Source organism: Sphingomonas aquatilis (assembly GCF_014196115.1).
GTDB lineage: Bacteria > Pseudomonadota > Alphaproteobacteria > Sphingomonadales > Sphingomonadaceae > Sphingomonas > Sphingomonas aquatilis.
In genome coordinates, this window is the sequence record NZ_JACIDB010000003.1 from 226,711 (window position 1) to 251,547 (window position 24,837).

The following is a 24,837-nucleotide window of genomic DNA, read 5'->3' on the forward strand; positions in this document are numbered from 1 at the left end:
GCAATGACGATCGGGGGTGTTCTGCGATGCCGTCTCTGGCGTCGCCAAGAGGTTCGGGCCGGCTATGCATGGATGACCGCGGCCGCTGCGAATTGGACGAATACGCCCCCCTAATCGCTGCGCAATCCGCGGCGTAGCGCGGTCAGGTCGATGCCATGCCGCTGCACCTTGTAGTAGAAGGTCTTTCGCGGCAGCCCCAGCCGCTCCATCGCGATGCTGGCGTCACCGCCCGCCGCGCGGATCGCCTCCACCATCGCTTCGCGTTCGAAGGCGGCGACGCGGTCGGGCAGCGTCGCGGAGGATACGGCAGGGGCGCCATCGCCCGGTTCCAGGTCGAGCACGACGCGATCGGCGAAATGCGCCAGCTCGCGCACGTTGCCCGGCCAGTGATGCTCCGCCAGCCGCTCGCGCGCCATCGCGGTTAGCGGCGGCACCGGCATGCGCAGCCGCGCGGCAGACGCGTCGACCAGATGCGCGAACAGCAGGGGAATGTCCTCGCGCCGCTCGCGCAGCGGCGGCAGCCGTAGGCGGACCGCGGCGAGGCGATAGAAGAGCTCGGGGCTGATCGCCGCCGGCCCATGCTCACCCGCTTCGCCGCCCGCCGCGATGATACGCAGGTCGATCGGCGCGGGCGCCCGCGTGCCCGTCCGCACCGCGCGCTCTTCGATCAGCGGCACCAGCCGGGCCTGCAGGCGCGGGGAGGCACGATCGATATCGTCGAGGAACAGCGTCCCCCGGCTCGACGCGATGACGCCCGTGTCGCCGGGGCCGAACAGTTCGCCGTCGATCAGCTCTTCGGGAATCGCGGCGCAGGCGACGGGGACGAAGCGGTGCCGCCCGCGGCGCCCGGCCCGGTGGATCAGCCGCGCGAGCAATTCCTTGCCCGTGCCCGTCTCGCCCTCGATAAACAGGTCGATGTCGGCATTGGCCAGCACCGGCACCATTTCGCGCAGCCGCCGGATCGCCGGGCTGCGGCCGACCAGCGCCGCGGCGACGCCGCCGCTCTCCGCCTCCTCGGCCGCGGCGCGCAATTGCCGGTTTTCCAGCGTCAGCGCGCGCGCCGTCGCGGCGCGGCCGACGGCGGCGACCAGCGCGTCGGGATCACACGGCTTGCTGAGGAAATCCCACGCGCCCGCCTTCAGCGCGCCGACCGCGGTCGCCACATCGGCATGGCCGGTCACCAGGATCACCGGCAGCGCCGGGTCGCGCGCATGCAACGTCGCGAACAGCTCCAGCCCGGACATGATCGGCATGCGGATATCGCTGACCACGACGCCCGGATAGTCGGCGCCCAGCGCGTCGAGCACGGGCGGCGCGGCGGCGAAGCTGTCGACGGTGAAGCCGGCCAGCGACAGCCACTGCGCGGTCGCGGCGCGCAGATCGTCGTCATCGTCGACCAGCGCGACGCGGGGCGTGATCTCGCTCATGCGCGCCGCATCGCGATGGCGAAGGCGGCGCCTTGCGTACTCGGCACCAGCCGCAGCGATCCGCCAAGGTCGTGCATGATATCCTGCGCGATCGTCAGCCCCAGTCCCAGCCCGGTGGGGCGGCTGGTGGCGAAGGGGGTGAACAGCCGTTCGGCGATGTCCGGCGCGATGTCGGGGCCGGTGTCGGCGATCGTCAGCACCACGCACTCGCCCTGATCGTCCAGCGCAATCGTGATCGCGGGTGCGGGCTGGCCATCCAGCGCCTCGACCGCATTCTGCAGGATGTTGACCACCACCTGTTCCAGCCGCACGCGACCGGCGACGACCATCAGGCCGGGCGGCAAGGTGGGCCAGCGCACCGCGACGCGCGACAGCCGCTCCTTCAGGATCAGCCGCGCGCCGTCGAGGACTTCGGCGAGTGCCACCGGGCCGATCGTGCCCGACCCCTTGCGCGAGAAGCCGCGCAGCTCCGCCGTCACCGCGCCGATCCGTTCGGTCAGCCGCGCGATGGCGTGCAAATTGCCGCGCACCTCCTCCAGTGCGCCGCGATCCAGCAGCGCCTCGCCCGCAGCGGCATAGGTACGGATGGCCGCTACCGGCTGTGCGGTCTCATGCGCGACGCTGGCGGTGATCTGGCCCAGCGCGGCGAGGCGGTTCGCCTGGCGCAGTCCCTCGCGCAGGTCGTCGGCGCGCGCCTCCGCCGCGGCGCGTTCGGCGATTTCGCGGCTCAGGTCCGCGGTGCGTTCCGCCACCGCCGCCTCCAGCGCCTCGGTCCGTTCCGCGCGGCGGCGGGCACGCTCGCGCAACGCCCAGCCCATCGCGACGAGCGCCAGCATCGCCAGCGCCGCCGCGCCGGCGGCATTGCGCATCGCCGCGGTGATCGCGCCGCGCGTCGGCATCGCCAGCGTCACCCGCCCGCCGGCGGCATCCGCCGGGCTGGTCGCCATCATCAGCGTCTCGCCACTTGCGCCATCGGTCAGCCGGCCGTCGGCATCGCGCCAGGGACGGGGGCGCAGCGCCGCGATGCCGAAGTCGGCGCGGGCCGCGGCGGCGGCGGCGGGCGCCAGTGGGCGCGTCTCCGCGAAGCGCCACGATCCGCGGCTGGTGACCAGGATGACGTCCTGCGGCCCCGTGGCAAAGGTGATGCCGCCGGCCTGCCGCCATTCGCGTTCGACCCGGTCGAGCTCCAGCTTTACCACCACGACGCCGCCGTCGCGGGTGCGCCTGGACAGGTACAGGCCCGGCCGATGGCTGACGGTGCCGAGCGCGAACTGCTCGGCCTGACCGGTCCGCGCGGCCTGCGCATAATAGCGGCGGAAGCGATAATTGTTGCCGACGAAACTGTCGGGCATGCGCCAATTGCTCGCCGCCAGCGTGTTGCCGTCGCGGTCGATCACATAGATCACCGCCGCGCCGGTGCTCGTCGCCAGCCCCTCCAGCTTCCGGTTCAGCGCCGCCGCCATGCCGGGCGTGCCGGCCAGCGTGCCCACGACATCGCGATCGTCCGACAGCGCTTCGGGCAACAGGCGGAACCGGGCGATCTCGCTGGTCAGCAGCGATTGGCGCAGGCGGACATCGGCGGTCAGCGCGGCCTCGAACCGCGCGCGTGCGTTGCGTTCGGCGACCATGCCGATTGCCAGTGCCGCCAGCACGCTGGCCGCCAGCGCGGCGAGCACCCATCCGATCCGGCGCACGATTCTCGAATCCCGCATGCCGGGACCGTACGCCGGTGACGGCTCGTGTGCAATTTTCGGCACTGGATGATGCGGAGACGGCGAATAGTGACACGTCGCGCAACGGATGACCTGTGCTAAACCGCTATAACTGAACGATTAAAATATAAGCGGTGTACTGTTTCAGTCCGCGTGGATCGTCCGGCAACACTGCTCCCAACCACACCGCGACGCACGCGGGTCATTCGAGAGGAGCCGCATCCATGACGATCTATCCGGCCACCAGCGGAACGCCGCATGCGGTTCCGCCCGCGGCACGCCCCTGGTACGCCCACCTCTATGTGCAGGTGCTCGCCGCGATCGTCGCGGGCGTGCTGCTCGGCCATTTCGCGCCCACCACCGGCGAAGCGCTCAAGCCGCTGGGCGACGCCTTCATCAAGCTTGTGAAGATGGTGATCGCGCCGGTCATCTTCCTCACCATCGTCACCGGCATCGCCGGGATGCGCGATCTCGCCTCGGTCGGCCGCGTCGCGGGCAAGGCGTTCATCTACTTTCTGTTCTTCTCTACGCTGGCGCTGATCATCGGCATGGTCGTCGCCAATGTCGTCCGGCCGGGCGCGGGGCTCAACATCGATCCCGCGACGCTCGATACCAGCAAGATCGCCGATTTTGCCGAAAAGGCACATGAAACGACACTGGTCGGCTTCCTGATGAGCATCATCCCCGACACGTTCCTGTCGTCGATGACGGAAGGCAACATCCTGCAGGTGCTGCTCGTCTCGATCCTGTTCGGCGTGGCGCTGGCGCTGGTCGGCGATCGCGGCGCGCGCGTGCTCGACCTGCTCGAAGACGTGTCGATCGCTTTCTTCAAGCTGGTCGGCATCGTCATGAAGGTCGCGCCGATCGGTGCGTTCGGCGCGATGGCCTTCACCGTCGGCAAATACGGGATCGTGGCACTGAAGGGCCTCGCCTGGCTGGTCGGCAGCTTCTATTTCACCTCCTTCCTGTTCGTCGTCGTCGTCCTCGGCATCGTCGCGAAGCTCGCCGGTTTCTCGATCTTCACGCTGATCCGCTATCTGAAGGCGGAATTGCTGCTGGTGCTCGGCACCTCGTCGTCGGAAAGCGCGCTGCCGGCGCTGATCGAAAAGATGGAGCGCGCGGGCTGCCCCAAGTCGATCGTCGGCCTGGTCGTGCCGACCGGCTATTCGTTCAACCTCGACGGCACCAACATCTACATGACGCTGGCGGCGCTGTTCATCGCGCAGGCGTGCAACGTCGACCTGACGATCGGCCAGCAATTGCTGCTGCTGGGCGTCGCCATGTTTTCGTCGAAGGGTGCGGCGGGCGTCACCGGGGCCGGGTTCATCACGCTGGCCGCCACGCTGTCGATCGTTCCGTCGGTGCCGGTCGCCGGCATGGCGCTGATCCTGGGCATCGACCGCTTCATGTCGGAATGCCGCAGCCTGACCAATTTCATCGGTAACGCCGTCGCCACCGTCGTGGTCGCGCGGTGGGAGGGCAAGTTCGACCAGCAGCAGTTCGACCTGGCAGTGGCCGGTCGTCTGCCTCGCGTCGAGGATTTGCCCGCGGGTGCCGTCGCGGCCGAATGACCGCACCAGGCGGCGGCGCCGGTGATGCGCCGCCGTCCCACCACCGACTGAAAGATCGATCCCATGTCGAACATCGCGCGCCAATTGGTCGCCACCGCCACGCTCGCCCTTCTCACCGCCACCCCGGCGCTGGGCGAGACCCCCGCCGCCCCGGCAACTGCAACCGCTGCCACCCCCGCCGGACAGGCGCTGCCGCCCAAGGAGCGTGGCAATCAGGTTCCGGCCTCTCCCGTCTCCGAAGCCTATCCCGCCGAAGCGATCGGCGATGGCGTCACCAGCGGCGGCTACAACCAGTCGCGCTGGGTGGAGGACTGGCGCCGCTATCGCGACCCCAAGAAGCGCGACGACATCCTCGACCGGTTGAAGTTCATCCCGCTCGACGGCACGGGCGACATCTATCTGACGCTGTCGGGCGAATTGCGCTTCCGCGTCAACGAAACGACCAACCCCAATCTGCGCGCGGGCGAGGCGCAGCGGCAGGACATCACGCGCATCGTAGGCGGCGCCGATCTGCATCTGGGCAGCCACGTCCGCCTGTTCGGCGAACTGGCGCATGGCGGCCTCGCCGGGCAGAATCTCGGTACGATCACCCCGCAGATGCGCAACGATCTGGTCGTCCAGCAATCCTTCGTCGACCTCACCGGTACGGTCGCGCAAGCCGACGTCGGCATCCGCTACGGTCGCCAGACCTTCGCCGACGGCCCGAACCTGATGGTCGTGCCGCGCGACAACAACACGATCTTCACCGTCTACAACGGCACCCGCGCCTGGGCGCGTGCGAAGCAGGTGCGCGTCGATCTGTTCGATTTCCATACGACCCAATTGGGCGTCGGTGGCACGGGCGACGACATCAGCGATCGCGGCCGCCGCTTCTCGGGCATTTCCGGCGGTATCGTTCTGCCCAAGACGCTGTTCGGCGGCTCGAAGCTCTACCTCGACCCCTTCTTCTGGCGGCTGCGCAATAGTGCCGCCACCTGGGGCCGTACGACGACGCGCGAGGAACGCTTCTTCTACGGCCTGCATACGCTGGGGGACATCGGCCCGGTCAACCTCGACTGGACGGTCAATCATCAGGGCGGCCATTTTGACGGCCGGCCGATCAGCGCCTGGCTGCTGCTGTTCGCGCAAAACTATCGCCTGGGCAAGGATCGCAGCGCACCCCGCGTCGGCTTCCACGCCGATTACGCGTCGGGCGGCGGCGCCTATACCGGCGGCACGCTGCGCAATGCGCTCGCGCCCTTCGGCAACAACATCTATTACAGCTACCAACTGTACGCGACGCCGACCAATTTGATCGCGCTCGCGCCGACCTTCACCTTCAACCCGCTGAAGACCGTGCGCCTGTCGGCGGAATATCAGCTGAGCTGGCGCGATACGGTCCGCGATGCGGTGTATCGCGCGAATGGCACCGCCTTCGCCGGCACGCAGAATGTCCCCGGCCGCAAGATCGCCGACACCGCGCGCCTGCAAGCGGTCTGGACGATCTCGCCCCGCGTCAGCGTCACCGGCCGCTACGAACATCTGATGGCGGGTCCGGCGCTGAAGAACGCCGGCTACAGCAGTTCGGACTTCCTCGCCGGCTGGCTCAGCCTGCGCTTCTGACCGCGCGGGGCCCAATACGACGATAGGCCACGTTCCGAGGGGAACGTGGCCTATCGTCGTCTCGAACGAGATACACGCCGCCGCTCATCGTCGGCTGAACGAACCACCTGAACAAGCAAGTGGCGGAGACGGAGGGATTCGAACCCTCGGTACGGTTTCCCGTACGACGCTTTAGCAAAGCGTTGGTTTCAGCCACTCACCCACGTCTCCGAGCTGCGGCGTCGGGCGGCTATAGCGAGGGTCTTTCGGGGGATCAACGGGGTTGAGGCCCGCATTCGATCGTAATTTCGGCGCCGCCAGCCGTTCGTTCATTGCCGGGCAAGCGCCGGGGTGGTTAACGAGGGGCGGCGCCGTGTGGCGCGACGAGGGGGAATGGTGATGCGGGTGATCGGTTTCGCGCTGGCGGCGAGTGCGCTGGTGGCAGCAAGTGCGCCCGCACAGGTGACGACGATCGATCCCAATCGCGCGATCGACGGCGATCTGTCGACGCAGGGGCGGACGACATCCTCCACCCCGCGCACGGCGCCGCGCCCCACGCCGACCCCGGCTCCCTCGGTGGAGCGGGACTGGGCGGCGCAGCCGGAGACCACGGCCGGCGCGTCCGGTGCCGGCTTCACCCAGGCCCCCGCACCCGCCTATGCCGGCCAGACGACCGAGGCGCAGCAGCAGGCGCAGGCCGACGCCACGCTGAAGGCCGCCTCCACCTATCAGCGCGAAGACCTGCTTGCCGCGGGCGAGGGCGTGTTCGGCAAGGGCGCGGCCGGCCTCGCCGGCATGCTGGAAAAGGTGCTGAAGGAGCAGGGCGAGCCCAACGCCTATATCGCGGGCCGCGAGGCGGCGGGCGCGTTCGTGCTGGGCGTGCGCTATGGCTCGGGGATCATGAGCCACAAGGTGGAGGGGCAGCAGCCCGTCTATTGGACCGGCCCGTCGGTGGGCTTCGACGTCGGTGGCGACGCGAACAAGGTGTTCGTCCTCGTCTACAACCTCTATGATACCGAAGAGCTGTTCCGCCGCTTTCCGGCGGTGGAGGGGCGGCTGTATCTGGTCGGCGGCTTCGCCGCGACCTATCTGCGCCGCGGCAATATCGTGCTGATCCCGATCCGCCTCGGCGTCGGTTACCGCGCGGGCGTCAACGTCGGCTATATGAAGATCACGCACAAGGCGAAGTGGCTGCCGTTCTGATCGGTCGGGCGAGCGCTGTACTTACGTCGCAGCGACGCGCCATCCGTAATGCTTAGGCCCCGTCGTCATTGCTTCGCTGCGCTCGCAATGACGACGGGGACCGTAGCCCTTTGCGGTGAAGCTCAGGCGAGCAGCGTCGCGATCCGCTCCATCCGTTCGCCAGCGTCGGCGATCCGCTCGGCCAGGATCAGCCGGCCGTTCTTTTCCTCCAGCCCGTCGATCTGCGCGGCGATATCGCTGTCCGCCCGCGGCGTCAGCGCCACTGCGGCCGGGCCGGCATCGATCCGTGCAACGCCATGCGCGCGGGCCAGTTCGCGCACGCGGGCCAGCGCGATCAGCCGCAGGGCGGCGTCGGGCACGTCGCCGAACCGGTCGCGCAATTCCTCCTCGAACGCCTCGACATCCTCCACATCGCGCAATCGCGCGAGCCGGGCGTAGAGCGACAGCCGCAAATCCTCGTCCGGAATCCAGTCCGCCGGCAATTGCCCTTCCAGCCCCAAATGCAGTTCGGGCGTCCAGCGCTCCACCGTTTCCCCGCGCGCGGTGCGTAGCGCGCCTTCGAGCAGCTGCTGGTACAGTTCGACGCCGATCAGCCGCATATGCCCCGCCTGCGTCTCGCCAAGCAGGTCGCCCGCGCCGCGCATGTCGAGGTCGCGCCCGCTGATCGCGAACCCCGCGCCCAGCCGATCGAACGCCTCCAGCGTCCTGAGGCGCTTCAAGGTGCGCGGCGCGATGGCATGCTCGCCATCGGTGAACAGCAGCACCTGCCCACGCCGATGCCCGCGCCCGACGCGCCCGCGCAGCTGGTGCAACTGGGCAAGGCCGAAGCGGTCGGCATGGACGATCGCCATCGTATTGGCGCGCGGCACGTCCAGCCCAGCCTCGATGATGTTGGTCGCCAGCAAGACGTCGCCGTCGCCGCGGCCGAAGCGCACCATCGCCTCGTCGATCTCGGCGGCGGGCATCTTGCCATGCGCCTGCAACAGCTCGAGTTCGGGCACCAGCTTGGCGAGCTGGTCCGCGAGCGGCGCCATGTCGGCGATGCGCGGCACGACGACGAAGCTTTGCCCGCCGCGCGCGCGCTCCCGCAACAGGGCCGCGCGCAGCGTCTCGGGCACGAAGGCGGAGACGGCGGTGCGGATCGGCTGGCGGCGCGCCGGGGGCGTCGCGATCACCGACAGCTGGCGCAGGCCGACGAGCGCCGCTTGCAGCGTGCGCGGGATCGGCGTCGCCGACAGCGTCAGCACATGGCCCGCCGACCCGTCGCCGGCGGACAACGCCTGCAGCTTCGCCTTGTCCGCGGCGCCGAAGCGCTGCTCTTCGTCGACGATCACCAGCGCCAGGTCGCGATAGGCGACGCCCTTGCCCGCGACCGCGCCCGTGCCGATCACGATATGGATGCTGCCGTCCTTCAGCCCCGCCTTCACCCTGCGCGCCTCGGCGGCGGTCGACAGGCGCGACAGGCCGGCGACGACGATATCCGTGCCGGCGAAGCGCTGCGTGAAACTGTCGAGATGCTGGCGGGCGAGCACGGTCGTCGGCGCGGCGAGCGCGACCTGCTTGCCCGACAGCGCGGCGATGGCCGCGGCGCGCAGCGCGACCTCCGTCTTGCCGAAGCCGACGTCGCCGATTACCAGCCGGTCCATCGGGCGGCCGGAGGCGAGGTCGCTGCGCACCGCCTCGATCGCGAGCAGCTGGTCGGGCGTTTCGGAGAAGGGAAAGCCCGCGGCGAAGCGTTCGTAGGCGGCGGGATCGGGATCGAGCACCGGCGCCGTCCGCTCGCCGCGTTCGGCGGCGAGGTTCGTCAGCCCGCGCGCGGTTTCGGCGATCGCGGCGTCGATGCCGACGCGGCGCTCGTGCCAGCTCTTGCCGTCGAGCGTATCGAGCTTCACCGCATCGTCCTCGGCGCCATAGCGCCACAGCCGGTCGGCGTCGGCGACGGGCACCAGCCGCACCGCGTCGCGCGCATAGACCAGCTTGATCGCGTCGCCGCCGGTCTCCCCGTCCTCCGCTAGAGTCTCCAGCCCCGCGACGGTGCCGATGCCGTGATCCTCATGGATCACCGTATCGCCGACGCGGATCTCGGTGGTCTGGAGCAGGTCCGGATCGACGCGCCGCACCGCCCCGTCGTCGCGATCCGCACGGCTGCCGATCAGGTCGGCGGCAGCGACCGCCAGCACGCCCTTCGTCGCAAACCCGCGATCGGCGGGGGCGGCGAGCGTGAGCAGCGATCCCTTCGGCGCCTTGGCCACGGCGGTCCAGTCGTTCAGCGCGGTCGCGCTCGCGTCCACCGCTTTCTCGATCCGTTTGGTCAGGAAGCGCAGGTCGCGCGCGCTGCCCAGCAGGACGACCCGCGTGCCCGCGGCCAGCGCCGCCTTGGCGACCTTCGCGAAGGCGCGCATCGGCCCGCGCTGTTCGACGAAGCGGGGCGGGGGATCGCCCGCCTTGGGCAGAGCCTTGACGGTCCGCTCTGCCATCGCCGCGGTCCAGGCGTCCTCGTCCACCACCTCGCGCGCCGCCCGGCGGGCGCCCCGCGCGGCGGCATCCGCGCTCAGCAGCAGCAAGCGGCGGCGGCGGTCGTCCGCCGCTGGCGACACGACGATCGTCGCATCGGGCAAATGGTCGATCAGCGTGCAGCGTGCCTCGCCCAGCGGCGGTTCGGCGACGCGGCCCAGCTCGCGCTGCGTGACGTCGCCCGTGCTACGCTGGTCGGCGGGGTCGTAGGACCGGATCGCGACGACATGGCCATCGCCCACCTCGATCCGCAGCGGCGCGTCCGCATCGGCGGGAAACACGTCCAGCACCGCGCCGCGCAGCGCCAGCTCGCCCGGTTCGTCGACCCGCTCGTCGGTGATATAGCCGAGGTCGGTCAGCGTCTCGGCCAGCGTCGCCAGATCGCATGCGCTGCCGACCGTCACCCGCGGCGGTTCGGCATCGAAGGCTGCGGGGGCAGGGCAGGCGCGGGCGAGCGCCTCGCCGGTCGTGATCAGCGCGATTCGCGGCCGCCGGCGCTTGGCGAGCGTGCAGCGGATGGTACGCAAGGCCGATACGCGCTGCCCGACATTGGCGGGGGAGGCGGGCGCCTCGTCCCCGGGCAGCGCGTCAGTGCCGGGACAGACCACCACCGTCGCCGCGGGCATCATCGCGGCGAGCGCGCGGGCCAGCGCCGCCGCGCGCACCTCGTCCGCTTCTGCCGCCAGCACGTCGCTTTTGCGCAGCAGTCCGGCCAGCCCCGCCGCGGTTTCGGCAATGCCCAGCCGTCCGTGGGGCCGGTCGTCGCCGGGGGCGAGGGTCGCGATCTCCGCGGCGGGCAGCGTACGCATGAACTGGGGCATCCTGTTGAAGGATAACCGGAAACACCCGCCCGCCCATCGCCGTTCCGCGCGTGGGCAAAAGAAGATCGCCCGCATGCCCGCGGATCGCCCTGCGCAGATGATCGTTGGCAGCGCGTCCGCGTCGCGGCATCAGACCCGCAGACACTCCTCCCTTTCACGAGAGACGCCATGACCCAGACCGCCCTCATCACCGGCGCCACCGCCGGCATCGGTGCCGCCGCCGCCCAGGAATTCGTCGGCGCCGGCTGGCGCGTCATCGCCACCGGCCGCCGCGCCGACCGGCTGGACGCGCTGAAGGCGGAACTGGGCGATGCGGTTCACACGCTCGCCTTCGACATCGCCGATGACGCCGCCACCGCCGCCGCGCTCGACAGCCTGCCCGCCGAATGGTGCGACATCGACCTCCTCATCAACAACGCCGGTCTCGCGCTCGGCACCAAGCCCGCGCAGGAGGCGAAGCTCGACGACTGGCGCACGATGATCGCGACTAACGTCTCTGCGCTCGTCGCGCTGACGCACCGGCTGCTCCCCGGCCTGATCGAACGCCAGGGCGCGATCATCAACCTGTCATCGGTCGCCGCGACCTATCCCTATACCGGCGGCAACGTCTACGGCGGGACCAAGGCGTTCGTGGAGCAATTCTCGCTGGGGCTACGCTCGGACCTGCACGGCACCGGCGTGCGCGTCACCTCGATCGAGCCGGGCATGGTCGAAACGGAATTCACCGTCGTGCGCACCGGCGGCGATCAGGGCGCGTCCGACACGCTCTACAAGGGCGCCGACCCGATGACCGCGGAGGATATCGCCGCGACGATGCTGTGGGTCGCGACGCTGCCGCCGCACCTTAACATCAACCGGCTGGAATTGATGCCGGTCAGCCAGTCCTTCGCCGGCTTCCAGGTCGCGCGGAAGGGGTAGGGGGGCGGACCAAAAACTCCGTTCGCCCTGAGCTTGTCGAAGGGCTGGGTGCTCCGCGCGGTGCGGTTCGTGCGTACAGGCGTGCTTTGGCAGGCTCAGCACGAACGGGGGATATATGGCCCGTTAATCCCGCCCCGCGCACGGATCGCGCAGGTGCTGCGACAGAAAAGCGATCAGCGCCTCGACGCGCGCCGGGCGCAGCGCGCTGGGCGGGGTAACGATGTGCAGCCCGATCGGGGCCGGCGCCCAGTCCGCCAGCAGCGGCACCAGCGCGCCGCTCGCCAGGTGCGGGCCGACGATGAAGGCCGGCAGGCGCGCGATCCCCAGGCCGGCGAGCAGCGTCGGCACCAGCGCCTCGCCGCTGTTGGCGATCAGCGGCCCCTGCGGCCGGATCGCGACGTCGCTGCCGTCGGCGTGCTGGAAATGCCACGGCCCCGTGACGTTCGAATAGCCGAGCAGCCGATGCGCCGACAGCTCCGTCGGGTGCGCGGGCGTGCCATGCTCCGCCAGATAGGCTGGCGACGCGACCAGATGCGCCGCGATATCGCCCAGCCGCCGCGCGCGCAGGCTGCTGTCGGCCAGCTCGCCGATGCGCAGCGCGACGTCGAACCCTTCGGCAACGATATCCACCCGTGCGTCCGAACAATGCAGGTCGATCTCGACGCCCGGATGCTCTTTCAGGAACGTCGCGAGCAGCGGGGCGACGTTGCTGATGCCGAAGCTCATCGGCGCCGCCAGCCGGACGCGCCCGGTCGGTACGCTCGCGGCATCGCGCGCTGCTTCCTCCGCGGCGCGCGCCTCGCCCAGGATGCGCGTCGCATGGTCGGCGAGCGGTCGCCCCGCCTCGGTCAGCGCCAGCCGGCGCGAGGTGCGGTGGAACAACGACTGGCCGATATGCGCCTCCAGCCGGCTGATCGCCTTGGAGACGGTCGCCTTGCTCAGCCCGATCGCGTCGGCGGCGCCGCTGAACGAGCGATGCTCCACTACCGCGGCGAAGATCGCCCAGGCTTCCAGATCCGGCAGTCGCATCGATCCCCCCACAGGTTGCAACCGCCAGCCTTATCCAAAGGAACCGCTTGAGGAAACGATCGGTTTCCAGCGTTTCCGTTTACGCGCCGATGGGCCGACGCCATCTTGGCGGCCAAGACAGATGGAGACTTCGCGATGACCAAGGTTCTGGTGCTCTATTATTCCTCCTACGGCCATATCGAGAAGATGGCCGACGCCGTCGCCGAAGGTGCGCGCGAGGGTGGGGCAGAGGTCGCCATCCGCCGCGTTGCCGAAACCGCGCCGGACGAGATCGTCAAGGCGGCCGGCTTCAAGACCGACACCGCGCACCCGCTGATCGAGGGCCCCGATGCGCTCGCCGACTATGACGCGATCATCGTCGGCGCGCCGACCCGCTACGGCCGGATGCCCAGCCAGATGGCGGCCTTCTGGGACACGACGGGCGGCCTGTGGTTCAAGGGTGCGCTGATCGGCAAGGTCGGCGGCGCCTTCACGTCGACCGCCAGCCAGCATGGTGGGCAGGAAACGACGCTCTTCTCGCTCATCACCAATCTGATGCACCACGGCATGGCGATCGTTGGCCTCGACTACGGCTTCCAGGCCCAGATGGGCGTCGATGAAGTTCGCGGCGGCTCGCCCTACGGCGCCACCACGATCGCCGGCGGCGACGGCTCGCGCCAGCCCCACGCCGAAGAACTCGCCGGCGCCCGCTACCAGGGCAAGCGCATCGCCGAGACGGCGGCGAAGCTGAAGGCGTAACGGCCGCCAGACCCACCCCGTAACCTCGTTCCGGGGGGGGCTGCCTGGTGAAGGTCCGGATTTGGCTGTGCGCTCATTCCTCCCCCGCCAGGGCGCCTCGGGATGAATGGCCCCCGGCCGTTCAAGATCATGCCGGGGGCATGATCGACCCGATGCTGTGGCGCCGCCGAAGGCGGTGACGGAGGGGGCGGACGGGGGTGTCTTCGATCATTGGGCGCGTCGTTACCTCCCCCTCCGTCATGCCTGCGGCATGCCACCTCCCCCTGGCGGGGGAGGACTATGCCGATGCGCTGCAACGGTAAGGCTGGAGAGTCCAGCCTCCCCCTTGCGGACCGGTGGACCCCGGAACGAGTCCGGGGTGACGGGGCATTTGGGGTAAGCGTCACGCCCCCCACGCCATGATGACGCCCGCCCGCCACCGCGCTACCACCCGCGCATGACCCAAACGCCCACCCCACGCCCCCGTCTCGCCTTTCACCACACGCCCGGTACCGGTCCGACGATCGTCTTCCTCCCCGGCTACGCCTCCGACATGACCGGCACCAAGGCGCTGGCGCTGGAGGCCTGGGCGGGCCGCACCGGCCGCGCCTTCCTGCGCTTCGATTACGGCGGCTGCGGCGTGAGCGAAGGCGACTTCGCCGACCAGACGCTTGCCGGCTGGCGCGACGATACGCTGGCGATGATCGACCAGATCGTCGCCGGACCGGTGGTGCTGGTCGGCTCGTCGATGGGCGGCTGGCTGATGCTGCTCGCCGCCAGGGCACGGCCCGATCGCGTGCGCGGCCTCGTCGGCATCGCGCCCGCCCCCGATTTCACTGACTGGGGTTTCACGCTCGACGAAAAAATGGCGATCCTGCAGCAGGGCAAGCTGGAGCGTGCCAACCCCTATGGCCCGGAACCGACGCTCTACACCCGTGCCTTCTTCCAGTCGGGCGAAGCCAACCGATTGATGTTCGGCACCATTCCCTTCGACGGTCCGGTGCGGCTGGTGCAGGGGCAAGCGGACCCCGACGTGCCGTGGCATCGCACCGTGCATCTGGCCGACCTGATCCGTTCAGCCGACGTGCAGACGTGGCTGGTCAAGGACGGCGACCACCGCCTGTCGCGCGACACCGACGTCGCGCTGATCGTCCGTGCGGTCGAGGACGTGCTGAGCCGCTTATGATCCTGTTGTTCGCCGCCGCCTTACAAGCCGCCACCGCCCAACCTGCCGATCCGAGGGAGGCGCGCTTCGACCGCTGCGTCGCGCTCGCCCGCACCGACCCCGCCGCCGCCCGTGCGGAAGCGGTCCGTTGGGGCGCCAGCGGCGGCGCCTGGTTCGCGCGCCAATGCGCCGGCCTCGCCTATACGCAGGAAGGCAATTTCCCCGCCGCCGCCGTCGAATTCGAAGCGGCGGCCAAGGCCGCGGAAACCGCGCACGACAAACGCGCTGCCAATTACCGCGCGCAGGCGGGCAATGCCTGGCTCGCGGCCGGTGACGTGCCCAAGGCGCGGTCCAACCTCGACACCGCGCTGATCGCGGGGACGCTGGAGGGGCTGGCGCTCGGCGAGGCACAGCTCGACCACGCCCGCGTGTTGGTCGCGGCCGGCGAGCCCGAGGGCGCGCGCCGCGATATCGACATGGCGCTCAAGACCGCGGGCGACGATCCGCTGGCGTGGCTGCTGTCCGCGACGCTGGCACGGCGCGAGGGCGACGTGATCCGCGCCAAGATGGACATCGCCGAGGCGCTGAAACGCTCCGCCGACGACGGCTCGGTGCAGCTCGAGGCGGGCAATATCGCCGCACTCGCCCGCGACGAGGCCGGCGCCCGCGCCGCCTGGGCCGAAGCCGCGCGCCTCGCCCCAAATGCGCCGGCGGGCAGGGAAGCCCGCGCCGCACTCGCCCAGTTCGGCGACGTGCCGGCGGCAAAGGCGGCACCGACAGGCCGCTGACGCCAGCCCCACTCCGTCATGCAACAGAAGGGCTGATTGACGATCCGCGTGGCCCTAAGTCCTCCCCCGCCAGGGGGAGGTGGCATGCCGAAGGCATGACGGAGGGGGAGGTAAGGGTGACGCTTCATCGCTCGAGACCGCCCTTTCCTCCCCCTCCGTCACCGCCTTCGTCGGCGACACCTCCCCCTGGCGGGGGAGCAACAAGGTCGCCACCCCCACTCCGTCACCCCGGACTTGTTCCGGGGTCCACTGCCCCGCGGGGGCAACGTCAAAGCCTCTTGCCGTCCCCCCGCCGCCCGGTGGACCCCGGACCGAGTTCGGGGTGACGAAGTGGCCCCCCTCGACGGCACCGACGCCGTCCCTTACGCGTTGGGGCACGATCGTTCCCCAAGTCCAAGGGCAAGGCATGCATTACCTCCACACCATGATCCGCGTCAGCGATCCCGACGCGACGATCGCCTTCTTCAACGTGCTCGGCCTCCACGAAGTCCGTCGCATCGACAACGAGCAGGGCCGCTTCACGCTGATCTTCCTCGCGACGCCCGAAGACGCCAAGCTCGGCGAACGCCGCGCCGAGGTGGAGCTGACCTACAATTGGCCGGCACAGGACGGCAGCGCGCCCGAAAGCTACACCGGCGGCCGCAACTTCGGTCACCTCGCCTATCGCGTCGACAATATCTACGACAGCTGCCAGGCGCTGATGGACCACGGCGTCACGATCAACCGCCCGCCGCGCGACGGAAACATGGCGTTCGTGAAGACCCCCGACGGCATCTCGATCGAGCTGTTGCAGGCGGGCGATCCGCTGCCGTCGGCCGAGCCCTGGGCGTCGATGCCCAACACCGGCAGCTGGTAACGCCATGACGCTGGAGATCGTCCGCGTTCCCGTGCTCAGCGACAATTACGCCTGGCTGATCCATGACGATGCCAGCGGCGAGACGGTCGCGGTCGATCCCGGCGAGGCGGCGCCGGTGCAGGCTGCCGCCGCGCAGCGCGGCTGGCGGATCGATCAGGTGTGGACGACGCACTGGCACCCCGATCACGTCGGCGGCAACGAGGCGTTGCGGGCGGCGGGCGCCCGCATCACCGGTCCGGCGCGCGAGGCCGCGAAGATCCCGACGCTCGACGCGACGGTGGACGAAGGCGACGTAGTCCACATCGGCGGATCGGTCGCGCAGGTGCTGCACGTCCCCGGCCACACCGCCGGTCACATCGCCTTCCACCTCGCCGACGATCAGGCGATCTTCACCGGCGACACATTGTTCGCGCTCGGCTGCGGCCGGTTGTTCGAAGGCACGCCGGCAGAGATGTTCGCGAACATGCAGCGCTACGCCGCGCTGCCCGACGCGACGCGCGTCTATTGCGGCCACGAATATACGCAGAGCAACGGCCGCTTCGCGCTCAGCGTCGAGCCGGACAATGCGGCGCTGGTCGAGCGGATGCGCGACATCGACGCGGCGCGCGCGGCCGGCGAGGCGACCGTGCCCACCACCATCGGTCTGGAGCGCGCGACCAACCCGTTCCTGCGGGCAGGGGATGCGGACGAATTTGCCAAGCTGCGGGCCGGCAAGGACAATTTCAAAGGCTAAGACGTTTTACCCGGCGACAGGAGCGACATATGGCGATCAGGACACCCCTTGCGATGGCGACGCTGCTGCTGGCGGCGGCCTGTGCCCAGACGCCGCAGCAACGCCTTGCCGCCGAACAGGACAGCGCCGCCGCGGCCAGCGGCTTGCAGAAGGAGCTCGCCGGCCTCACCCCCGGTCAGCCGATAGCGTGCATGCCGCGCTTCAACAATACGCAGGTCAAGGCGTTCGGCCCGACATTGGTCTATTCGGTCAGCCCTACGCTCAAATACCGCACCGATACGTCGGGCGGCTGCGAACGCGTCGCGCGCGGCGACATCCTCGTCACGCAAAGCCCGATGAGCCAGGCGTGCCAGGGCGATATCGCGACCACCGTCGACCAGGGATCGCGGATGATGTCGGGCAGTTGCTCGCTCGGTCCATTCGTCCGCTACGAACGGCGGGCACGATGAAGGCGCTGGCGTTGCTCACCCTCGCGCTGCCGCTGATGGCGGCCCGGTCGGACCCGCTTGCCGACCGCATCGCCGGGCAGCCGGCCGACTGCATCTCGCTGTCGAGCACCAACGGCCCGGAGATCGTCGATGCGCACACCATCCTCTATCGCCAGGGCGCGGGCCGCACGGTGTGGAAGACGGGGCCGGTCGGCGCCTGCCCGTCGCTCGCGCCGCTCAACACGTTGATCGTCGACGTATGGGGCGGGCAACTCTGCCGCAACGACCGCTTCCGCGTGCTGACGCCGGGTACGTCGATCCCCTCGGCCTATTGCCGCTTCACCCGCTTCACGCCCTATACGCTGCCGGAAAAGCGCTGATTCACCTGTAGACGTCACCCCAGCGCAGGCTGGGGTCATTCGCGGCTCCTGCCGCGCGTCTCAACCGAACGATCCCAGCCTATGCCGGGATGACGGCCGGATCGGATGATGGCGACGCTGGCACCGGCACCACGATCCCCCTATCGTGCTGGCATGATACGCCCGTTCCACCTCGCCTTTCCCGTCCACGATCTTGCCGCCGCGCGCGCCTTCTACGGCGGCACCCTGGGCTGCGCGGAGGGCCGGTCGAGCGATGCCTGGATCGATTTTGACCTGTACGGCCATCAGATCGTCGCCCACCTCGATCCCGCGGCGCGCGCGGTGCGGGTCGAAAATGCCGTCGACGGCCATGACGTGCCGGTCCCGCATTTCGGCGTCGTGCTGACCATGCCGGACTGGGAAGCCCTGCGCGACCGCCTCGTCGCGGCGGGCACGCAGTTCGGCATCGCCCCGCATGTGCGCTTCGTCGGCCAACCGGGCGAGCAGGCGACGATGTTCTTCTACGACCCATCAGGCAACGCGCTGGAGTTCAAGGCGTTTGCCGACGACGCGATGCTGTTTGCCACCACGAAGGACCCCGCATGACCGCGCCGATCGAGATCAACATCCCCCACCAGCTCGGCAAGCAGGGCGTGCGTGACCGGCTGGACGGCGGCATCGGCAAGATCGGCCGGCTGATCCCCGGCGGCGCGCAGGTCGATCACCGGTGGGAGGGCGACACGATGCACTTCACCGTCGGCGCGATGGGCCAGCAGATCGGCTGCCGCGCCACCGTGTCGGACAGCAACGTCCACGCGATCGTCGACCTGCCCGGCTTTCTGGGCCTGTTCGCCGGCAAGATCCGCGACGTCATCCAACAGGAAGCACCCAAGCTGCTGAAGTAGAAAAACTCCTCCCCCGCCAGGGGAGGGGGACCGTTCGGCATCAGCCGAATGGTGGAGGGGGAGGTAAACGGCGCACCGCTTTGTCACGCGTGCCGCTTACCTCCCCCTCCGTCACCGCTACGCGGTGCCACCTCCCCCTGGCGGGGGAGGACCGGGATCACCTCATGTGCCGCTTGTCGAGCTTCCGCGCCAAGGTCCGCCGGTGCATCCCCAGCCGCCGTCCGTCATGACTTAGGGCTTTGCTGGCCCCCGCCGTCACCGCCGCCGAAAGTCCTCCCCCGCCAGGGGGAGGTGGCGCGCCGAAGGCGTGACGGAGGGGGAGGTTAGCGGTCCGCGTCACGTGGAAGCGCAACTGCTGCCTCCCCCTCACCACTCGGCTTACGCCGACCGGTCCCACGCATCGGTCGACCAAGCCCCCGGCATGATCGTCAACGGCTGGCGGCCGTTGATCCCGATGCCCCCTGGCGGGGGAGGACCGGGATCACCCCATATGCCGCTTGTCGAGCTTCCGCGCCAACGTCCGCCGGTGCATGCCCAGCCGCCGCGCTGCTTCCGAAATGTTGAAGTCCACGTCGGCCAGCGTCTGGTGGATATGCTCCCATTCCAGCGTCTTGATCGACGTCGGCGGGGCAGGGGCGATCGTCGCGTCGGCATCGCCTTCGACGCGCGCGAACGCCGCCTCGATATCGTCGGTATTGGCGGGCTTGGTCAGATAGTTGGTCGCGCCCAGCTTGATCGCCTCCACCGCGGTCGCGATGCTGGCGAAGCCGGTGAGGACGACGATCTTGATCCCCGGATCGAGCGCATGCAGCGCCGCGACGCAGGTGAGGCCCGATGCGCCGCCCAGCCGCAGGTCGACCACCGCATGGTCGGGCTTGAACGCCGTCGCCGTCGCCTCCAGCGTGTCCGGCCCGTCGATCATCGCGACCGCATAGCCGCGCCGCTCGAACGATCGGCCCAGCGTGCGCGCGAAATTGGCGTCGTCCTCGACGATCAGCAGGCGGCGGGCCTCGCTCATCCGCGCGCCTCCAGCGCCAGGCTGGCGATGGGTAGCCGCAGCACCGTCTCCGCGCCGCCCTCCGCCCGGTTGCGCGCTTGCAACGTGCCGCCCAGCGTCCGCAGTACGTTCGTCGCGAGGAACAGACCCAGCCCCGCGCCGCGCCGCGCCTTGCTGGTGTTGTACGGCCGCCCCAGGCTGTCCAGCACCTGCGGGGGAAAGCCGCTGCCGTCATCCTGTACCGTCAGCACCAGCATCGCCTCCTCCATCCGCGCCGTCAGCGCGATCCGCACCGCCCCCGCCTCGACTGCATTGTCGAGCAGGTTGGTCAGCGCCTGCCCCAGCGCGCGATCGGCCACGATCGGCGTATCGTCGGACAACGCATCGTGGAAGGCGACGGTGCCCGGCCACGCGTCGATCAGCTGGCGCAGGAACCGGCGCACCGTCGTGCGTTCGGGCGCGACGCCGGTCACCTCACCCGCGGCGAACAGGATGCCCGACACGATCGTCTTGCAGCGCATCACCTCGGCCTGCATCTCCGCGACTTCGGCGGCGAGGCGGGGATCGTGCGTGACGGCCGGATCGGCTTTCCAGTCGCCCAGCAGCACCGCGATCGACGCCAGCGGCGTACCCAGTTCATGCGCCGCGCCGCTGGCCAGCAGGCCCATGCGCACGATCTGGTCCTCCTCGGCGGCGCGGCGACTGAGGTCGGCGAGATAGGCGTCGCGCTCGCGCAGATTGGCGGCGATCCGCGTCACGAACAGCACCAGCAGCACCGCGGCGAGCACGAAATTGCACCACAGCGCCAGCACATAAACCGGCGACAGATGCGTCGCGAACCATGGCGGCAACGCCAGCGGCGGGCTGACCGCGGCAACCACGGCAAAGGCGACGGCAGTAAACCCGACCAGCGCCCAGCTCGACCAGGCATGCAGCAGCACCGCGCCCATCACGACCTGCAACAGGTACAACGACACGAACGGATTGTTCGCGCCGCCCGACAGATACAGCTGCACCGACAGCGCGAAGACGTCGCACACCAAGGTGCCGAACAGCTGGAAATTGGTGACCGGCCAATGCGGATGCCCCAGCCACGTCATGACGTTCAGCATCACGAGCCCGGCCAGCACGACGAACATCTGCGCGATCGGCAGCGTGATGCCGAAGCCGTAATGCACCGTCAGGATCGTCGCGAGCTGCCCGCCCACCGCCATCCAGCGCAACAGCACCAGCTGCCGCATATTGCGCGCCGCGGCATCGTCAGGCGCAGGCGGTGGCAGGCGGACGGCATGGCTCATAGCCCCGTGGTAGCGCGCGCCGCCCCGCCCGTCATCCCGGCGTAGGGAAACGGCCGGAACGCACGCCCCAAGCAATCCGTCACCCCGGACTCGTTCCGGGGTCCACCGTGCCGCACGGGAACGGCCTGAGCCTCCAGCGCCCCCCTCGCCGCAGAGTGGACCCCGGACCAAGTCCGGGGTGACGGGGTGGGCGGGGAAACGCCCCACACGGCCGCCAGCCGACAAGAGCCGCCGTACGAGCTGTATGTCCTACGCCGCCACCCGGTCCCACCCACCCACTGCGTCACCCCGGACTTGGTCCGGGGTCCACCCCGCCACACGGGGATGGCCAGAGCCTCCAACTCCCCCGCGCCGCAGAAACCCCGCAGCAACGGAGCAAACGCCCCCCCCCTCAGAACCGCCAGTCGACCCTCTCCGTCTCGCCCTTGCAGATCCCGCGCAACGCCGCCCACTCGCGCGCGTCCAGCGCAGGCGTATACACCGCGCCCTTCACGACGCTCGCCCGGAACCGCTTCGCCCGGTCCGCGGACATCGGATGGCTGGCGATATAAGCGAACATCCGCTCCGTCCCGCCCGCGCCCTTGCCCAGCCGGTCGAAGAAGCGCGCGGTCGGCACCGGCGACAGCTTGGCGTCGCGCAGCATCTCGATCGCCCGGCCATCGGCGCGCGCCTCCGCATCGCGCGAATAAGCGGTGGCGAGCAGCGCGTTGGTATAGCCGCCGACATGCCCCTCCATCCCGCCGAGCAGGACGGACAGACCCATCTGCCGCAGCAGCGATTCCATCACGTCGCGCCCGCGGACGTGGCCGATCTCATGCGCGATCACGCCCGCCACCTCGTCGGGCGATTGCGCCGCCTGGATCAGCCCGTCGAACACCACGATCCGCCCGCCGGGCAGCGTCACCGCATTGACCATCGGCAGTTTGACGACATGCACCTCCAGCGTGCGATCGTCGGGGTCGATGCGCTGCACCAGCGTCGCCAGCGCGGCGCGTCCGGCGGGATCGGAACAGCCCTTGCGACCGAAATCGCCCATCATCACGTCGCCAAGCCGCTGTTCGGCCGAGGCGGGGATCAGCCGCGCGAGCAGGGCAGGGGTGCGCAGGACGACGACCACGACGATGGCCGCCAGCACCGCAAAGACGCCGACCGCGCGCCACAGCCCCAGCCGGTCGACCCAGCGGCCGTAGCGATGCGCGCCCGGCAGCGCCGCGGCCAGTTCGGCCGGCACCGCGCCGTCGAAGGTGATGCGCCAGCCCGGGTGCCCCTTGCGCCCGAAGCTCGCATGGCCAGCGTCGCCGTCGCCCGGCGTCAGCTCGGCGAACGGCACCCGCACGCCGGCCTGCCCGTCGTCCACCAGCGTGAAGCCATCGCCCTCGGCGACCAGCTCCACCCGGCGGCGCAGCGCGGTGACGCCGTCGTAATGCCAGACGCCTGCGCGCATGGGGTCAGAACGCGCCGACGTCGAACGCGTCGAGCAGCCCTTCGCCCTGGCCCGGTTCGCGCGTGCGCGACTGGGTCAGCGTGTCGATCTCCACCTCGCCATAGGCCGCGAGGTGACGGATGAAGAACGCCCAATTGCGGTACGGCACGAAGATATAGCCGACGCCGAAGGTGACGACCGTCAGCCCCAAATTGCCGAGGTACAGCTTCACCCAGTCCATCGTCGACGCCTCGAACCCGAACTCCAGCTTGCCCAGCGACGTCGCGCCGATCGCCTCGCGGAAGAAGGCGGCGTAGAAGGCCATGGCGATCAGGCCCAGCACGCCGAAGAACAGCACGTAGAAGCCGACGACGGCCAGCACCACCGTCGCGATCACGCCCGCCGTCGGCGGCGTACCGGGCTTCATCCCGGCAAACGCCCCCGCGAACAGGAAGCCCAGGATGCCGGCCGCCACGACGATGAGGATCGGCGCGACGTAGAACAGCAGGAACCGCTTGAACACCGGCTGCCAGCGCGCCTCGCTGCGGAAGGGCAGCGAACCGAAGCTCATCGCATTCCACCGCTGGTTCCACAGCCTGGCCATCGCCCAGGGCGTCATCAGATAGATGGTCAGGAACGACAGCAATGTCCGCCAGAAATAGCTCCAGCCATAAGCGACGCCCTGGTCGTCGCTGCCGCCGCGGATGCCATGCCACAGCGTGCGGCTGAGGCGGTAGCGCAGCGCCCGGAACCGCGCGACGCCGAACAGATACAGGATCGCGAGATACAGCAGCCCTACCATCAGCCCCGCCGCACCCTGATGCCCGCGCATCATCACGCCCTGCAGGACAAGGTTGATGACGCCGAGCGGCAGGACGAACAGGACGAAGGCGAGCAGATAGCCGACGAACAGCTCCAGCCCCGTGCCCGTCCATTCCAGCCGGTCGTCGATGAACTGCGTCCGGCTCCACAGATACCGCCGCGTCCGCGTTCGCGCCCAGAAGACGTAGACGCCCAGCGTGACGATCGTCAGCAGCAGGTTGGTGAAGGCGATCGGCGCATAATCCTGCCACCGCCCGGTAAAGCGGAACGCCCGCGTCGCTGCCTGTTCGTCACTCATGTCCGTCCCCCTCGCGGGGCAGTGGAGCCGAGCGCCGGGGACGGGTCAACGACAATCTAAAGTGAGGGCCGGGCAATCCCCCCGCCGACGCGCCGCCCCGCACGGCTAGCCGGCGCCTAAGCGCCTCACGACGCTCGCCTTCGTCGTCCGGATGACGATCCGACATTTTTGCCATTGAGGCGGGACGACGGCTCGGGTCCCGGGTCCCGCTTTCTCGCGCCGAGAGCAGAAGCGGGATCCCGGCTCACGGCCGGGATGACGGGCGCGTTGGCGAAACGGACCGTCCCCCCACACCCCCTCCGTCACCCCGGACGTGATCCGGGGTCCCGCTTCTCCACCACGGCCGCTCACATCAGAGCCGAACCAGCATCACCCCGCAAACCCCTCCACCGCCGCCTGAAACGCCGCGGGCTGGTCGAGCATCACGAAATGCGCCGCATCGCCGATTCCCACGAACCGCACGTTCGGCGCACCGGCATAGGCCGCGGTGTACAGCGCCTTCGCCTGCGCCTCGCTCGGCCCCGACGCCGCCCAGGGATAGACGAGCGTGATCGGCGTCGCGATTGCCTTCATGGCAGGGCGCAGGTCGGTGGTCATGTCCTCGTACATCGCCTGCGCCGAAACGCGCGGATCGGCGGCCATCGCCCAGGCCGTCACCTTCGCACGCGCTTCCGGGCGCAGCGCCAGCCGGTCGGCGATCGCGGTCGCGGCGGCGGCATCGGCCGGCTTGCCATAGCTCGCCGCCTGCATGTCGCGCATCGCCTTCGCGCGCGGTTCGATCATCGCGACGGTCGCGGTCGGCGCGAACAGCGTGCCGATGAAGGGGAGCGAATCGACGATCATCAGCTTGCCTGCATCGCCCGGATGCGCCTTGGCCAGCATCAGCGCGGCGAGCCCGCCCATCGAATGGCCGACCACCGCGGCGCCGGTGATCTTCTCCCTGACGATCAGCGCGTGCAGGTCCGCGACCACACCGTCCAGCACCCCCGGCGACAAATTCGCCCCCGGTGCATCGCCGCCGAAGCCGTTGACCTGCACCACATAGACGCGATGGGTCTTCGCCAGGCCCGGCACCACGCCGTCCCACACCGCGCGGGGGGACGACAGGCCGGGGATCAGGATCACCGGGCTGCCCTTGCCGGTCGCCACGACCGAGATATGCGGCATCCGCGTTTCGGCCGCCGGCGTCGCGGCATGGCTCGGCGCCGGCTGCAGGACGACGCCCAGCGTTAGGGCGGAGGCGGCAAGGCGCACACCGAGAAACCGGATCAT

Annotated in this window: 22 protein-coding genes and 1 tRNA gene; 13 read left to right on the top strand and 10 right to left on the bottom strand. The window is 69.7% G+C overall.

Going from position 1 to position 24,837, the window contains the following annotated elements; all coding sequences use genetic code 11:
• Nucleotides 1-110: 110 nt before the first annotated feature.
• Entirely contained in the window at nt 111-1,427 is a 1,317-nt protein-coding gene (locus GGR47_RS09645; RefSeq protein ID WP_147037364.1) for a sigma-54-dependent transcriptional regulator, read from the bottom strand.
• Nucleotides 1,424-3,139, bottom strand: a complete 1,716-nt coding sequence (locus GGR47_RS09650) for a sensor histidine kinase (protein WP_183949527.1) — start codon at nt 3,137-3,139, stop codon at nt 1,424-1,426. Before GGR47_RS09650 ends, GGR47_RS09645 begins: the two co-directional genes overlap by 4 nt.
• Nucleotides 3,140-3,363: 224 nt before the next feature.
• Between GGR47_RS09650 and GGR47_RS09655 the strand changes: the two genes are divergently transcribed.
• Complete coding sequence (locus GGR47_RS09655; protein WP_063685920.1) at nt 3,364-4,710, top strand: dicarboxylate/amino acid:cation symporter; 1,347 nt, start codon at nt 3,364-3,366, stop codon at nt 4,708-4,710.
• A gap of 63 nt (nt 4,711-4,773) precedes the next feature.
• Complete coding sequence (locus GGR47_RS09660; RefSeq protein WP_147035539.1) at nt 4,774-6,312, top strand: alginate export family protein; 1,539 nt, start codon at nt 4,774-4,776, stop codon at nt 6,310-6,312.
• A 120-nt stretch (nt 6,313-6,432) separates the two neighbouring features.
• On the opposite strand, the gene GGR47_RS09665 is transcribed toward GGR47_RS09660, so the two are convergent.
• Nucleotides 6,433-6,522 (bottom strand) — tRNA-Ser (locus tag GGR47_RS09665).
• Nucleotides 6,523-6,684: 162 nt separating this feature from the next.
• Between GGR47_RS09665 and GGR47_RS09670 the strand changes: the two genes are divergently transcribed.
• A complete protein-coding gene (locus GGR47_RS09670) occupies nt 6,685-7,494 on the top strand; it encodes a DUF1134 domain-containing protein (RefSeq protein ID WP_017979662.1) in 810 nt (269 codons plus the stop codon).
• A gap of 122 nt (nt 7,495-7,616) precedes the next feature.
• Here the strand turns inward: GGR47_RS09670 and GGR47_RS09675 are convergent, their stop codons facing one another.
• On the bottom strand, nt 7,617-10,817 hold the full coding sequence (locus tag GGR47_RS09675) for a TRCF domain-containing protein (protein WP_147035540.1): 3,201 nt from the start codon (nt 10,815-10,817) through the stop codon (nt 7,617-7,619).
• A gap of 180 nt (nt 10,818-10,997) precedes the next feature.
• Between GGR47_RS09675 and GGR47_RS09680 the strand changes: the two genes are divergently transcribed.
• A complete protein-coding gene (locus GGR47_RS09680) occupies nt 10,998-11,747 on the top strand; it encodes an SDR family NAD(P)-dependent oxidoreductase (RefSeq protein ID WP_147035541.1) in 750 nt (249 codons plus the stop codon).
• 123 nt (nt 11,748-11,870) lie between these two features.
• Here GGR47_RS09680 and GGR47_RS09685 read toward each other — a convergent pair whose 3' ends face one another.
• Nucleotides 11,871-12,776 carry a LysR family transcriptional regulator gene (locus GGR47_RS09685; RefSeq protein WP_147035542.1) on the bottom strand — a complete coding sequence of 302 codons (906 nt, stop codon included), beginning with the start codon at nt 12,774-12,776 and terminating at the stop codon, nt 11,871-11,873.
• A gap of 135 nt (nt 12,777-12,911) precedes the next feature.
• On the opposite strand from GGR47_RS09685, the gene wrbA reads away from it, so the two are divergent.
• The 9 genes from wrbA (at nt 12,912) to GGR47_RS09730 (ending at nt 18,727) form a co-directional block, all read left to right on the top strand.
• A complete protein-coding gene (wrbA, locus tag GGR47_RS09690; RefSeq protein WP_147035543.1) occupies nt 12,912-13,514 on the top strand; it encodes an NAD(P)H:quinone oxidoreductase in 603 nt (200 codons plus the stop codon).
• Nucleotides 13,515-13,950: 436 nt separating this feature from the next.
• Nucleotides 13,951-14,679: an alpha/beta hydrolase gene (locus GGR47_RS09695; protein WP_147035544.1), complete on the top strand. Its 729-nt coding sequence runs from the start codon at nt 13,951-13,953 to the stop codon at nt 14,677-14,679.
• The gene (locus GGR47_RS09700) at nt 14,676-15,446 is read left to right on the top strand and encodes a tetratricopeptide repeat protein (RefSeq protein WP_147035545.1); all 771 of its coding nucleotides are present in this window, start codon (nt 14,676-14,678) and stop codon (nt 15,444-15,446) included. Before GGR47_RS09695 ends, GGR47_RS09700 begins: the two co-directional genes overlap by 4 nt.
• A 406-nt stretch (nt 15,447-15,852) precedes the next feature.
• Nucleotides 15,853-16,302, top strand: a complete 450-nt coding sequence (locus GGR47_RS09705) for a VOC family protein (RefSeq protein WP_147035546.1) — start codon at nt 15,853-15,855, stop codon at nt 16,300-16,302.
• Nucleotides 16,303-16,306: 4 nt separating this feature from the next.
• A complete protein-coding gene (gene gloB / locus GGR47_RS09710) occupies nt 16,307-17,035 on the top strand; it encodes a hydroxyacylglutathione hydrolase (protein WP_147035547.1) in 729 nt (242 codons plus the stop codon).
• Nucleotides 17,036-17,064: 29 nt separating this feature from the next.
• Nucleotides 17,065-17,484, top strand: coding sequence for a hypothetical protein (locus GGR47_RS09715; RefSeq protein WP_244304984.1), 420 nt, complete (start codon nt 17,065-17,067; stop codon nt 17,482-17,484).
• On the top strand, nt 17,481-17,843 hold the full coding sequence (locus tag GGR47_RS09720) for a hypothetical protein (RefSeq protein ID WP_147035548.1): 363 nt from the start codon (nt 17,481-17,483) through the stop codon (nt 17,841-17,843). Before GGR47_RS09715 ends, GGR47_RS09720 begins: the two co-directional genes overlap by 4 nt.
• Nucleotides 17,844-17,996: 153 nt before the next feature.
• Nucleotides 17,997-18,428 (top strand): VOC family protein, encoded by a 432-nt coding sequence (locus GGR47_RS09725; RefSeq protein ID WP_147035549.1) that lies wholly within the window; start codon nt 17,997-17,999, stop codon nt 18,426-18,428.
• Nucleotides 18,425-18,727, top strand: a complete 303-nt coding sequence (locus GGR47_RS09730) for a polyhydroxyalkanoic acid system family protein (RefSeq protein WP_017979649.1) — start codon at nt 18,425-18,427, stop codon at nt 18,725-18,727. The genes GGR47_RS09725 and GGR47_RS09730 overlap by 4 nt, the downstream gene beginning before the upstream one ends.
• Before the next feature lie 481 nt (nt 18,728-19,208).
• On the opposite strand, the gene GGR47_RS09735 is transcribed toward GGR47_RS09730, so the two are convergent.
• The 5 genes from GGR47_RS09735 to GGR47_RS09755 all read right to left on the bottom strand — a co-directional run bounded on the left by GGR47_RS09735 (nt 19,209) and on the right by GGR47_RS09755 (nt 24,837).
• Nucleotides 19,209-19,745, bottom strand: a complete 537-nt coding sequence (locus GGR47_RS09735; protein WP_017979648.1) for a response regulator transcription factor — start codon at nt 19,743-19,745, stop codon at nt 19,209-19,211.
• Nucleotides 19,742-21,022 carry an ATP-binding protein gene (locus GGR47_RS09740; protein ID WP_147035550.1) on the bottom strand — a complete coding sequence of 427 codons (1,281 nt, stop codon included), beginning with the start codon at nt 21,020-21,022 and terminating at the stop codon, nt 19,742-19,744. The genes GGR47_RS09735 and GGR47_RS09740 overlap by 4 nt, the downstream gene beginning before the upstream one ends.
• 391 nt (nt 21,023-21,413) lie before the next feature.
• Complete coding sequence (locus GGR47_RS09745; RefSeq protein ID WP_147035551.1) at nt 21,414-22,466, bottom strand: M48 family metallopeptidase; 1,053 nt, start codon at nt 22,464-22,466, stop codon at nt 21,414-21,416.
• A gap of 4 nt (nt 22,467-22,470) precedes the next feature.
• On the bottom strand, nt 22,471-23,565 hold the full coding sequence (locus GGR47_RS09750; protein WP_147035552.1) for a YjgN family protein: 1,095 nt from the start codon (nt 23,563-23,565) through the stop codon (nt 22,471-22,473).
• A gap of 369 nt (nt 23,566-23,934) precedes the next feature.
• Nucleotides 23,935-24,837: an alpha/beta fold hydrolase gene (locus GGR47_RS09755; RefSeq protein WP_147035553.1), complete on the bottom strand. Its 903-nt coding sequence runs from the start codon at nt 24,835-24,837 to the stop codon at nt 23,935-23,937.

Excerpts from the sequence above, each read along its gene's own strand:
- GGR47_RS09645 (WP_147037364.1), bottom strand. The coding sequence starts at position 1,427 with ATGAGCGAGATCACGCCCCGCGTCGCGCTGGTCGACGATGACGACGAT.
- GGR47_RS09650 (WP_183949527.1), bottom strand. The coding sequence starts at position 3,139 with ATGCGGGATTCGAGAATCGTGCGCCGGATCGGATGGGTGCTCGCCGCG.
- GGR47_RS09655 (WP_063685920.1), top strand. The coding sequence starts at position 3,364 with ATGACGATCTATCCGGCCACCAGCGGAACGCCGCATGCGGTTCCGCCC.
- GGR47_RS09660 (WP_147035539.1), top strand. The coding sequence starts at position 4,774 with ATGTCGAACATCGCGCGCCAATTGGTCGCCACCGCCACGCTCGCCCTT.
- GGR47_RS09670 (WP_017979662.1), top strand. The coding sequence starts at position 6,685 with ATGGTGATGCGGGTGATCGGTTTCGCGCTGGCGGCGAGTGCGCTGGTG.
- GGR47_RS09675 (WP_147035540.1), bottom strand. The coding sequence starts at position 10,817 with ATGCGTACGCTGCCCGCCGCGGAGATCGCGACCCTCGCCCCCGGCGAC.
- GGR47_RS09680 (WP_147035541.1), top strand. The coding sequence starts at position 10,998 with ATGACCCAGACCGCCCTCATCACCGGCGCCACCGCCGGCATCGGTGCC.
- GGR47_RS09685 (WP_147035542.1), bottom strand. The coding sequence starts at position 12,776 with ATGCGACTGCCGGATCTGGAAGCCTGGGCGATCTTCGCCGCGGTAGTG.
- wrbA (WP_147035543.1), top strand. The coding sequence starts at position 12,912 with ATGACCAAGGTTCTGGTGCTCTATTATTCCTCCTACGGCCATATCGAG.
- GGR47_RS09695 (WP_147035544.1), top strand. The coding sequence starts at position 13,951 with ATGACCCAAACGCCCACCCCACGCCCCCGTCTCGCCTTTCACCACACG.
- GGR47_RS09700 (WP_147035545.1), top strand. The coding sequence starts at position 14,676 with ATGATCCTGTTGTTCGCCGCCGCCTTACAAGCCGCCACCGCCCAACCT.
- GGR47_RS09705 (WP_147035546.1), top strand. The coding sequence starts at position 15,853 with ATGCATTACCTCCACACCATGATCCGCGTCAGCGATCCCGACGCGACG.
- gloB (WP_147035547.1), top strand. The coding sequence starts at position 16,307 with ATGACGCTGGAGATCGTCCGCGTTCCCGTGCTCAGCGACAATTACGCC.
- GGR47_RS09715 (WP_244304984.1), top strand. The coding sequence starts at position 17,065 with ATGGCGATCAGGACACCCCTTGCGATGGCGACGCTGCTGCTGGCGGCG.
- GGR47_RS09720 (WP_147035548.1), top strand. The coding sequence starts at position 17,481 with ATGAAGGCGCTGGCGTTGCTCACCCTCGCGCTGCCGCTGATGGCGGCC.
- GGR47_RS09725 (WP_147035549.1), top strand. The coding sequence starts at position 17,997 with ATGATACGCCCGTTCCACCTCGCCTTTCCCGTCCACGATCTTGCCGCC.
- GGR47_RS09730 (WP_017979649.1), top strand. The coding sequence starts at position 18,425 with ATGACCGCGCCGATCGAGATCAACATCCCCCACCAGCTCGGCAAGCAG.
- GGR47_RS09735 (WP_017979648.1), bottom strand. The coding sequence starts at position 19,745 with ATGAGCGAGGCCCGCCGCCTGCTGATCGTCGAGGACGACGCCAATTTC.
- GGR47_RS09740 (WP_147035550.1), bottom strand. The coding sequence starts at position 21,022 with ATGAGCCATGCCGTCCGCCTGCCACCGCCTGCGCCTGACGATGCCGCG.
- GGR47_RS09745 (WP_147035551.1), bottom strand. The coding sequence starts at position 22,466 with ATGCGCGCAGGCGTCTGGCATTACGACGGCGTCACCGCGCTGCGCCGC.
- GGR47_RS09750 (WP_147035552.1), bottom strand. The coding sequence starts at position 23,565 with ATGAGTGACGAACAGGCAGCGACGCGGGCGTTCCGCTTTACCGGGCGG.
- GGR47_RS09755 (WP_147035553.1), bottom strand. The coding sequence starts at position 24,837 with ATGATCCGGTTTCTCGGTGTGCGCCTTGCCGCCTCCGCCCTAACGCTG.